This window comes from Pseudomonas sp. GB2N2 (assembly GCF_054897705.1).
Genome location: NZ_CM142701.1, coordinates 4,916,221 through 4,927,558, shown reverse-complemented (window position 1 = coordinate 4,927,558; position 11,338 = coordinate 4,916,221). Strand labels below are relative to the sequence as shown.

Annotated in this window: 7 protein-coding genes; 1 reads left to right on the top strand and 6 read right to left on the bottom strand. The window is 61.7% G+C overall.

What is annotated here, in order from left to right; translation table 11 throughout:
- Positions 1-221: 221 nt before the first annotated feature.
- Complete coding sequence (locus tag ACYZT4_RS22800; protein WP_461983084.1) at positions 222-851, bottom strand: transcriptional regulator; 630 nt, start codon at positions 849-851, stop codon at positions 222-224.
- Positions 852-1,270: 419 nt separating this feature from the next.
- Here ACYZT4_RS22800 and ACYZT4_RS22795 point away from each other — a divergent pair, with 419 nt between their 5' ends.
- Positions 1,271-1,645: a DUF6124 family protein gene (locus ACYZT4_RS22795; protein WP_461983083.1), complete on the top strand. Its 375-nt coding sequence runs from the start codon at positions 1,271-1,273 to the stop codon at positions 1,643-1,645.
- A 104-nt stretch (positions 1,646-1,749) separates the two neighbouring features.
- Here the strand turns inward: ACYZT4_RS22795 and ACYZT4_RS22790 are convergent, their stop codons facing one another.
- From ACYZT4_RS22790 to pilH, 5 genes are all read right to left on the bottom strand, one after another.
- The gene (locus ACYZT4_RS22790) at positions 1,750-2,205 is read right to left on the bottom strand and encodes a chemotaxis protein CheW (protein ID WP_461983082.1); all 456 of its coding nucleotides are present in this window, start codon (positions 2,203-2,205) and stop codon (positions 1,750-1,752) included.
- Positions 2,198-8,137 (bottom strand): Hpt domain-containing protein, encoded by a 5,940-nt coding sequence (locus ACYZT4_RS22785; protein WP_461983081.1) that lies wholly within the window; start codon positions 8,135-8,137, stop codon positions 2,198-2,200. Before ACYZT4_RS22785 ends, ACYZT4_RS22790 begins: the two co-directional genes overlap by 8 nt.
- A 51-nt stretch (positions 8,138-8,188) precedes the next feature.
- Complete coding sequence (locus tag ACYZT4_RS22780) at positions 8,189-10,246, bottom strand: methyl-accepting chemotaxis protein (RefSeq protein ID WP_461983080.1); 2,058 nt, start codon at positions 10,244-10,246, stop codon at positions 8,189-8,191.
- A 142-nt stretch (positions 10,247-10,388) separates the two neighbouring features.
- Positions 10,389-10,934 (bottom strand): chemotaxis protein CheW, encoded by a 546-nt coding sequence (locus ACYZT4_RS22775; RefSeq protein WP_461983079.1) that lies wholly within the window; start codon positions 10,932-10,934, stop codon positions 10,389-10,391.
- A gap of 10 nt (positions 10,935-10,944) precedes the next feature.
- Positions 10,945-11,310 (bottom strand): twitching motility response regulator PilH, encoded by a 366-nt coding sequence (gene pilH / locus ACYZT4_RS22770; protein WP_071552979.1) that lies wholly within the window; start codon positions 11,308-11,310, stop codon positions 10,945-10,947.
- Positions 11,311-11,338 lie beyond the last annotated feature (28 nt).

Below are 11,338 nucleotides of genomic sequence, written 5' to 3'. Positions count from 1 at the left end.
AAGCACAGCGATGGATCGTTACGGTCAGGGTAATGGTTGATGGGTGTTTCGGCCCTTTCGCGGGCAAGCCCGCTCCCACAGGGTCCGCGTGCAGAAAAATTTGCGGTAGACGCAATACCTGTGGGAGCGGGCTTGCCCGCGAAGGGGTCAGACGATCCACAGCCGAACGCAGCAACCCTTCACATTCCTTGCGGTCTGGCGGCTCCGCTTTGAGTCCGCCGCTACGTAACAGGTTTTCCAGATTTTCGTTGCTGCCCATCCATGGACTCCAAAGGGTTTCCCCCGATCAGATTGATTTTGTCCTGCTGGGAGACCCGCAAGACAAAACTGTTGTCAGCCGCCAGTTTCGCCGCCCAGTCCTCAGGGGTGTAGATCGTAGGGTTGAGGACACGGCCTAATTGCTCTTCCAGAGGCAACAGCTGCTCCATCACTTCACTGTAGTGCAGGCCTTCGCCGATCAGCATGAGATCAATGTCACTGGATGCGTTTGCCTGATCCTTGGCGATCGAACCGTACACAAATGCCCAGGTAATCTGCTTGGCAGAGGGTTCGAGCGCCTGGCGAAGAGGCTCGGCAATACCGAAGGTCTTACGAGTGATGCCCAGCAGTTCGGCATAGATTGGACATCCAGGATTGGCTTGATAGTGGGTCTGATTGCCCTGCCGACTCAGGGTCAGCACGCCTGCCCGCTGCAACCGATCCAGCTCACGCATGAGGCTGCCTTTACCCACTTGAGCCCAGCGGGCAATTTCGTTGGCGTAAAAACTTCGGTCGGGTTTACCGAACAGCAGGCCCAGCACTTTTTGCTGGGTGGTGGTGAACAAGGCTTCGCTCAATGACAGGTTATTCACGGTATAGACCGACAAGTCCCAAAAAAGGAACGATAGGTCCCTTTTTGGGAATCTTCAAGGTGAGGTTTTTGTTTAAAAACTTGTCCGCAGGAATGGTGGGCGGCTACGCAGTCTGGCGTCGCTACCTACAGCAATGCCGGAAGCCGCTGACTGGTGCGCTTTTGTGCTGAGCTTTATCGTTTGGGTGTCGCTGCCAATTCAGCGACCGGGTCTGGAAAACCCGAAGAACAGGATCAATGCACATGACATAATGCGGCGCTTTTTTTGCTCCGTAGTTCTAAGTTATGGCGGCTGTACGTGGGAGACCTTCGGGTCTGCCGGGTTTGATCCTTTCTCGGTTTTTCCAGTCCGCGTACAGCTGCCACCCTTTTCGCCTGGAAACGAAACACGGCAGCTCCATCACTACAAGGATCTTTGCCATGTTCAAACCAACTCCCAACCCGCCGGAAACCGACCCCGATTCCGAAGCATCCCTAGAAGCCGCAAAACTCAAGGAAGCCGCCGACTGCGTCTTTTCCCACTACTTTCCACCTCCTGAAACACCGGGCAAGCACCGCAAACATTACCTGTTCAGCGTCTCCCCCGACATTGACACCGAAGCCCTTCTGGCCAATGCATCCGAAGACCTGCTGTCCATCAGCGCCATTGCTGCCGCTCTGGCGGACGATGTGGAAGGCTCACGCCGCTCTGTAGCCTTGGCGCTCAGCCGTATGGCGGATGGGGTGCAGTTGTTGGTGGAGCGGGCGCTGGATCATCACGAGTCGGCGCAGATGAAGGCTCAGGCGAAGGTTTAGCCTTCAGGTCAGTGGTGATGTGGAGGCCATCATCGCGAGCAGGCTCGCTCCCACAGGGGAACGAGTCATTCCTGTAGGAGTGAGCCTGCTCGCGACGGGGCCAGTCAGCTCAACCCGGCACTGACTAACAACTCCTCCAACGCCAGCAAGTCCGGCACCTTCGCTACTTGCTCACCTACCTGCACCGCCGCCTGCTCCAGCGCACACAACGGCACATCCACATAGCTCAGCTGACTATCAAGCTTGTAAGACCGAGGAATCCCCTGCACCAGCAACGCGATGAATTTCAATTCAGGTCGCCCGCCGAGGGCATTGAGAATCACGATCCGCGCGCGCTCGCCGATGACGATTTTGTTGCCACACGCCGACTCGAAACTCAGCAGCGGAATCTGCCGCTCCCGCCAGCTCACCCGGCCCAGGTACCACGGCGGCGTATCGAGATCGAAGGCGCCCGGCTGATAGTCGATCAGCTCCGCAACGGCGACGTTGGGCAGGATCAGGTGGCGGTCAGCCAGGGGCAGCAGCAGCCCGGTGAGGTTGCTGGTGCGGTGTTCAAGCATGGGTTCTGCTCCACAGTGCGATGCTCTCGAGCAGCACCGATTCCTGGTATGGCTTGCCGAGGTAGTCGTTGACGCCAATGGCCATGGCACGGTCGCGGTGTTTCTGGCCGGTGCGCGAGGTGATCATGATGATTGGCAGGTGCTGCAAGCGTTCGTCGGCGCGCACCTGGGTCGCCACTTCGAAACCGTCCATGCGCGGCATTTCGATGTCCAGCAGCATCAGGTCGGGCCTGTGTTCTTCAAGCAACAGCATGGCATCGACGCCGTCCTTGGCCGTCAGCACGTTCATGCCGTGGCGTTCGAGCAAGCGGCTGGTGACCTTGCGCACCGTGACCGAATCGTCGACCACCAGCACCAGCAAGGGTTTGTGCGGTTCGGGTTCGACGTCTTGAATCCGCGGTCGTTGTGGAGCCTGCATGGCGCGGATCGGCGCGAGCAAATCGATAATCAGCACCACCCGGCCATCGCCGAGGATCGTCGCCCCGGACAAGCCCTGCACCGCCGCAAATTGCGGGCCGAGGCTTTTCACCACGATCTCGCGGGTGCCGGCCATCGAATCGACCTGCACCGCGATGTGCCGTTCGTTGCATTGCACCAGCAACACCGGCAGCGGCAGGCTCTGGCCCAACAGTTTCGGGCGGGTGCTGGTTTTCAGCAGTTCGCCGAGGTAGCACAGCTCGTAGTGCTGCCCGGCGTATTTGTAGGTCGGGGGATCGAGTCGGTAATGCCCTTCGAGTTCGTTGGGCAGCACGCGCACGATGCCGTCGATGGTGTTCAGCGGGATCGCATACTGGTCCTCAGCGCACTGCACCATCAGCGCCCGATTGACCGACACGGTGAACGGCAGGCGCAGGCGAAAATGCACGCCCTGCCCCGGCACCGAGTCGATGCTCATGCTGCCGCCCAGTTGCCGAACCTCTTCATGGACGACGTCCATGCCCACGCCGCGCCCGGAAATCTGGGTGATTTTCTCGGCGGTGGAAAATCCCGGTTGCAGGATGAACTGCAGCACGTCGCGGTCGCTGATGTCGCTGTCCGGGGCGAGCAAGCCGCGCTTGATCGCCTTGCGCCGCACCGCGTCCAGCGGCACGCCGGCGCCGTCGTCGCGGATGTCGAAAATGATGTCGCCGCCCTCGCGGGACAGGTCGAGGGTGATCCGGCCTTGCGCCGGTTTCCCCGCTGCGAGGCGCACTTCAGCGGATTCCAGGCCATGGTCGACGGCATTGCGCAGCATGTGTTCCAGCGGCGCAGCCATGCGTTCAAGGACGTTGCGGTCCATCTCGCCTTCGGCGTTGCCGACCACGAACTCCACGTCCTTGCCCAGCTCACCGGACACCTGGCGAACGATGCGTTTCAAGCGCGGCAACATCCGCTCGAAGGGCACCATGCGCGTGCGCATCAAGCCTTCCTGCAACTCGGTGTTGATGCGGCCCTGCTGTTGCAGCAGGTTCTGCGCGTCCTGATTGCGCCCGTCGAGGGTTTCCTTGAGGTCAAGCAGGTCGGAGGCCGATTCGAACAATGCACGCGACAGTTGCTGCAACTGCGAATGGCGGTCCATTTCCAGCGGATCGAAGTCTTCGTAGCCCGAGCGCTCGGCGTCGATTTGCTGGCGGCTGAGAATCCGCCCCTGGGTTTCGGTATCGAGCCGGCGCAACTGATCGCGCATCCGCTCGATGGTGGTTTCCATCTCGTTCAGCGCAACCTGTGCATCGCTGACTTGCTGTTCGATACGGCCACGAAGGATCGAGGTTTCCCCGGCCAGGTTGACCAGATCGTCGAGCAGTTCCGCCGAGACCTTGACCATGTCGGCGCCGGCATCCGCTTGCGGCGCAGGCGTCTCGACCTTGGGCGCCGCGGGCGCTGCAACCGGCGCTTCCGCAACAGCCGGATGGCTGAAATTGCGGATCGCGTCGATCAGCCGATCAGTCGGTGGCATGGGTTGACCGGCGCGTGTCGCGTCAAGCATTTGCGCCAGTCGGTCATGGCTGCTTTGCAGCAGCGCGAACAGTGCGGCCGTCGGTTTCAGCGTGCCGGCGGATACGCCTTCGTAGAGAAATTCCAGTTCATGGGCGAGGTCGCCGATCGGGGCGATTTCGACCATCCGCGCGCCACCCTTGAGCGTGTGCAGATCGCGCAGCAGGGTTTCCATTTCCTGACGATTCGCCGGTTCGGCCTGCCAGCGCAGCAGCGCCGCGCCGGAATTTTCGATGATGTCGAAGCCTTCCTCGAGGAAGATTTCCAGCAGCTCCGGATCATGCCCCGGTGAGTCCTGCACCCGTGCCGGTTCGACGGGTTCTGGTGCGCTGGGGATGCCTTGGCGCAATTCACGGAGGGCGTCGATCAGCTCGCCCGGATCGCTCAGCGGCTTGTGGTGCTGCAATTGATCGAGCAACTGTGCCAATCGGTCATGGCTTTGTTGCAGCCATTGCGCCAGCGCCGCGCTGTGGTTATAGCGGCGATCGACCAGCCCTTCATACACGCTTTCCAGCTCTTGGGCGAGGTCGCCGACCGGCTCGACATCTGCCATTCGCGCGCCGCCCTTGAGCGTGTGCAAATCCCGTTGCAACGACAGCAGCGGCGCGGCGTTTTCCGGGTCCTTCAACCAGCGGTGCAAAGCCTGGCCGGCGCTCTCGAGGATGTCCACTGCCTCTTCGAGGAAGATCGAAACGATCTCGTCGTGGAGGCTATCCCCTGTAGGAGCCGGCTTGCCGGCGATGGACGTCAACGATGACGCCAATACAGGCGTTTGTGCCAGTTCGGCGGTGGCGGCGCCCAGTTCGCGAATGCTCAGGGTGCGGCTGCCGTCGCTGCGAATCAGGCCCGTGGCCGACGGGTCGAGGCTCTCGTCGAGCAAGCCGCGCAATGCCCGGATGCGCTCCGGTTGCGGGCTGACTTCCTGGCCGGCGGCCAGTTCGTCGAGCATGTTGATCAGCGCTTCGTGGGCACCTTGCGCCTCGTGGAAAAACCGGTCACTGACCGCCAGGCTGCTTTCTTCCACCGCGCCATAAAGATCCAGCAGGGCTTCGCAGAGTTCGTCCACCGGGTGCAGATCGGCCAGGTGCGCGCCTTCGCCCAGGGTGGTTAATTCGTCCAGCAGCGCACTGAGTTCCTGACGTTCGCCGGGGTGTTGCTGCCAGCGCTGCAACAGGCTTTCGGCATCGAGCAGGATGTCCATGCCCTGGGCCAGGAAGTTGTTGATCAACTGCGGATCGCGCTTGGTTCGCAACGCGGTATTAGGCGCACTCAAAAGCGATTCCAGACGCTCGGTCAGCAGCGCCTGGGTTCTCTCGATCAGCGAACGGGCGCCGGGAATCTCGGCCAGCGGATCGACCTTGAGCTGACGCAAGCCGAGGCGGAATACCCCTTCGGCCTCCAGCAGCAACTCGACTTCGTCCAGATCCAGCGCAATCCAGTGCGCCTTGTACTCGCGGGCCAGTTGATCCAGCGGTGTCGCCAGCTCGGCAATTGGCAGCACGCCGGCCATCGAGGCGCTGCCCTTGAGTGTATGCAAGGCTCGCTGCAACTCGTCGCTGGCCTGCAATGGCACATGCTCGGCGGCCTGATCGAGGAAACGGTTGAGACTGGCCAGGTGGGTTTCGGCCTCGTTGCGGAAGATCTCCAGCAACAATGGATCAAGGGCCGCGACGTCCTGCACGTCTTCATCGGCCAAGGGTTCGTGGCCCTTGGCGAGGGCGTGGGCGCGCGCGGCCAATTGGTCGACATCGTTGCGCTGACGCTGGGTGTTTTCGGCAAATTCAGACACCAACGATGGCAGCAGCGTCAGCACTTCAGCGAGCAGTTGCTGCACCGCCGGGCCGGGCTGAACGCTGTGCTCCAGCACGCGGTTGAGCAGGTTTTCCACCGCCCATGCCAGCTCACCCAACACCAGCGCACGAACCATGCGCCCGCTGCCCTTGAGCGTGTGAAAGGCCCGGCGCAATTCGCTCAGGGCCGCTTCGTCTTCAGGCTCGGCGGACCAGCGCGGCAGGTTTTCGCGGAGTATTTCCAGGACTTCATCGGTTTCCTCGAGGAACACTTCACGCAACTCGTCGTCCACCGGCGCCTCGTCCGCCGGCGGCGGCAACAGGCTGCCCGGCGTGTTCAGCGCGGGCGGGTTAACGGCGGACAGCGGGTTGGCGAGCACGTCGGCCAAGGTCTGCACCACCAGCGGTTCGTCCAGCTCCTGCCGGGTTTGCATGGCCTGCGCTTCGCTCGGGCTGAGCACATCGTCCAGCACGGGCACCTGGTGTTCGCTGGGGAAAAACCCGAGTGAAGCCAGGCTGGTTTCGGCGACGTCGAGCAACTGCTCACTGGCAGACTCGGGATCGTCACTGAGGCGTTCAAGGTAATACTCGATGCTGGTGATGACGTCGGCGAGGCTGTCCAGTTCTTCCCAGCCCGGTTGGCCAGGGTCGAGTAGCAGGTGATCGCGGATAAAGTGATTGCAGGTGTCGATCAGGCTCGCTGCGCGGCTCAGCGGAATCATCGCCAGCGCCCCACGGACCTGAGTCAGCAAGGCCGGCAACGGCTGCAAATGCTGGCGGTCCCAGTCGGCGTCGATGTAGTCGACGATCATGTCCTTGGCCTGTTGCAGGCAGATCCGCGCTTCCTTGATCACGATCTGGTGAATCTGCGTCAGGTCGGTGGTTGGCAGGCGGCTGTCTTCCTGGCTTTCCGGCTCGACGGTGCCAACCATCCCGGCCAGTGTCGCCTCGACGTAAAGCAAGGCGCCGGCAACGTCCATCAGGATCGCGTCGCTGGGTTCGCGCTGGCCCTGCACGAGGCTGAGCACCACCGCCAGTTGATCGATGATGACCTTGCGCGGCTGGCCGAATCCGAGCACCGCCAGTGTGTCGGCGATTTGCCGCAGCGGCGCGAGCAGGCTTTCGAGGTCTGAGGTGTGCTGACGGTCACTGCGCACGAACAGGTCGAGGCGCTCCTTGACCCGAACCAGTTCTTCGCACAGCGCCGCGAGCACCGAGCGCATCGCATCGCGGTCAGGGCCGGCCAGCCGCGCCCGTTCTTCATCGACCATGGCGCTGTCAGGCAACGCATCATCCAGTCCGTAGCGATCTTTCATGGTCAGCATCTGCCCGGTGGAGTGTTCGGCTTTGGCGATATAGAACAGCAAACTCTTGAGCAGCTCCGGCGGCGCCGGTTGATTGATCGCCGGCATGCCCTGTTCAAGCAGACGCTTGAGCTCTTTGTCGGCGTCCTTGAACAGACTACGCAGGGCCGGGCTGTTGGCGATCGACCCGGCACGCATACCTTCGACCAGCGCCGAAGCGACTTGCCACAACGGGCTCAACGGCGCGTCACCGCAAAGCCCTTCGAGGCGGGAAAACACTGTGGCCAGATAACCAAGGTGTGTCTCGTCATCCTGTTCGCGCAGCAAGCCGACCAGGGCCATTTGCAACATCTGGCGCAATTTGCGTAGCACGTTCGGCAGATCTGCTGGCTCCAGCAGCGCCAGTGATGCCTTATCCAGCGGCAACAGGTCCGGCAATTGCGGGGTGAACAGGCTGGTTTCCGACAACAGGCTTTCACCTCGGGCGCTGCGCAAGTCGTTGATCAGCGGCAACACCACCAGCGGCAGGTCACGGCGCGCGTTTTGTACGCGATCAAGGTAAATCGGCAATTGCCCGAGGGCCTGCAGCAACAGGTGGATCGCCTCGTCGCGATGGCTGACGCGGTTCTGCTGCAAGGCCGTGGTCAGTTGCTCCATTTCCTCGGCGAGCAGGGCCGCGCCGTAGAACTCGACCATGTGCAAACTGCCGTGAACCTGATGGATGCACGCCAGGCACTCATTGAGCGCGTGCGTCGCCTGCGGGTCATCCAGCAGCGTTTCAATCGCCTGGTGAGCGACTTTCAGCGTTTCGGCAATCTCGCCCTTGACCCATTCGAGGGCCACATAGTCGTGCCGATCACCCATAACTGCTCCGTTCACTGCTCTACTCAAAAAAAGCATAGGTCGTCGGGCGTTTCACACTTTGTCCACAGTCTGCGCCTTGGCAGCCGGCAACGTGAAACCCGACACCGAGCGTCGCAACTGGCTGGCCATTTTTGCCAGGTTGCCGATGCTTTCCGCCGTGGCGGTGGAGCCGGACGAGGTCTGCGAGGTGATCTGCTGGATCACGTTCATCGTCAGGGAAATCTGCCCGGCCGACGACGTCTGCTGTTGCGCCGCATTGGAAATGCTCTGGATCAGCGCCGCCAGGGTCTTCGACACACCTTCGATTTCTTCCAGGGCCACACCGGCATCCTGCGCCAGCCGCGCGCCGCGCACCACTTCGGTGGTGGTCTGCTCCATGGAAATCACCGCTTCATTGGTGTCCGCCTGGATCGCTCGAACCAGGGTTTCGATCTGCCGGGTCGCGGCGGACGAGCGTTCGGCCAGCCGCTGGACTTCGTCGGCCACCACCGCAAACCCGCGCCCGGCGTCACCAGCCATCGAGGCCTGGATCGCCGCGTTGAGCGCGAGAATGTTGGTTTGATCGGCGATATCATCGATCAGGCTGACAATGTCGCCAATTTCCTGGGACGACTCGCCCAGGCGCTTGATGCGCTTGGCGGTGTCCTGGATCTGTTCGCGAATGTTGTCCATGCCGTGGATGGTGTTGTGCACCACCTCGTTGCCCTTGTTGGCAATTTCCACCGAACGCTCGGCCACCGCCGACGATTCGGCCGCATTCGCCGAGACCTGATCGATGGATTGCGCCATGTCGCTGATCGCGGTGGAGGCTTCGCTGATCTGCTGCGCCTGATGTTCCGAGGCCTGGGCCAGGTGCATGGCGGTGGCCTGGGTTTCCTGCACGGCGGCGGCGACCTGGCCGGCGGTGAGGTTGATGGTCGCGACGAGATCACGCAATTGGTCGACGGAATAGTTGATCGAGTCGGCGATGGTCCCGGTGAAGTCTTCGGTCACGGAGGCCGTCACCGTCAGGTCGCCGTCGGCCAGGTCTTCGATTTCATCGAGCAGGCGCATGATCGCGGTCTGGTTGCGCTCGTTCTTCTCGGCGGTTTCGCGCAGCTGGCGGTTGGTTTCGCGCACCATGACCATGCCGATCAGGATAATCGACATCAACGCCGCCAGCCCCAGCACGTAACCGCCGATGGTGTCGGTGTCGCGCCCGCCCGCGAGGTTTTCAAACCCGGTGGCCAGGTGCGAGGCTTCGTCGAGCAGGGTTTGCGACAGGTTGAAAATGTTACCCGCCGACTCGCGGACCTTGAACAGCTCGGGAGAGGTTTCGAGGATTTCATCGACGGAGCCGGAAACGAATTCGAACAGCTCGGAAATCTCCACCAGCCGCGCGCGGGCGTCGCGGTCTTCGACCTGGGTGACCTTGAGTGCCGGATCGCCCTGCAGCATGCCGGTCAGCACTTTGCCGAACTGCGTGGCGTCGCGACCGAACGCGTCCGCAGCCTGTTGCGAATTTTCGTCGCCGGACAGCACGGTGTTTACCGCGCCGAGAATCCGTTCGGCCAACAGCGACTGCCGCTGGGCCATCGCGACTTGAGCCGCGGGTGCACCCCGTTGCAGGAGAATTTCGACAACTTTTTCGTACTCGACCTGCAACTGCGGCACGGTTTCGGCCAACGTCGCGGCGACTTGATGCAGCGACAACACCGTCTGCTCGCTGGACAGAATCGCGTCAGTATTTTTCAGCAGGCGTTCCCAGTCCATCTGCACGGCGCGCATTTCCTGGCGCACGCTGGACGGTGCCGGAGGCAGGCCGGTGGCCGGGTCACCTTTTTTCAGATAACCCCAGCGCTGGGCGAAATCGTTGCGCGCATCGCTGAGCAACTTGAACGCGGCAGCCTTGCCGGCGGCCGCTTCGGTGGCGTTTTTGGCAATGCGCTGGGACAGCACGCGCAGCTCGCCGGCGTGGCCGATGTACTGTTTGTCGTACGTGGCTTGCGTGTTGAGGTAAGCGAAGTTGGCGAACAGCAGCATGATGAAGACGATCAGCGCGATGAACAGCGCGACGATCTGCGAACGGCTGCGCGATCCTTCTGGCCTGCCTGTTTTTGCTTTAATCATCGGTCCTCGCCTGTTAACCCACACCTGTGAACCTTGCCGAGCACCTTGTGGGAGCTGGCTTGCCAGCGATGGCATCACCTCGGTTCCAAGTGAGACCGGGGCGTCTGCATCGCGGGCAAGCCCGCTCCCACAGGGTCGGTGTTTACAGCGCTACATGCATGAAGCTTTGCGACTGCGCCAGCGCAAACGGGCTGAACACCTGCCAATCCTGCTCGCGCTGAAACCGGCCTTTGATGAACGGTGCAATCGGGCCGCTCAAGGTATCTACCCGCTCAAGGCTGTCTTGCGCAAAGTGCTGAAGGCCGAAAACTTCATCGACCATCAACCCGGCGAACACGTCGTTATGCTCGACCACCAACACTCGCCGCTGCTTGCGCGAAGGCAATTCATGGCAGAGTTCTTTATCGGAAAAGAACGCACACAAATCCATCATCGGCAGCAATCGCCCACGCAGGTTGGCCACGCCCTTGACCCAGGGTTTGACGCCCGGCAACTGGGTGAACCGCGGTTCGTGGAGGACTTCGCTGACCTCGCCCATGGGCGCGACATACCAGTGCTCCCCCAGGCGGAAACCGATGCCGCTCCAACTGTCCTGCCGGGTCGGCTGGGACGGCAGATCCGCCGCCAGCAGACGACAACGCTCGTCGATCTGCAGCAGCAGTTCGAAAGCCGTCAGCGACTCGGTCATGGCCGGGCGATCAACCGGCCAGCACGTTGTTCAGGGTCTTGATCAGGGTTTCTTCGTCCACCGGTTTGGTCAGGTAATCCCTGGCGCCCTGGCGCGTACCCCAGACCTTGTCGGTTTCCTGATCCTTGGTGGTGATGATGATCACCGGGATGTGCCCGGTTTCCGGGTCTTTGGTCAGCTGGCGGGTCGCCTGGAAACCGTTGAGTCCGGGCATGACGATGTCCATCAGCACCGCGTCGGGTTTTTCCTGACGGGCCAGGGCCACGCCGTCGGCACCGTTTTCGGCTTTCAACACTTCATGACCGTGCTTTTCCAGCATGCCAGTCAGTTTGTACATTTCGGTCGGCGAATCATCGACGATCAGAATACGTGCCATGGTTTTCCCCATTCTTCTTGTCGACGCC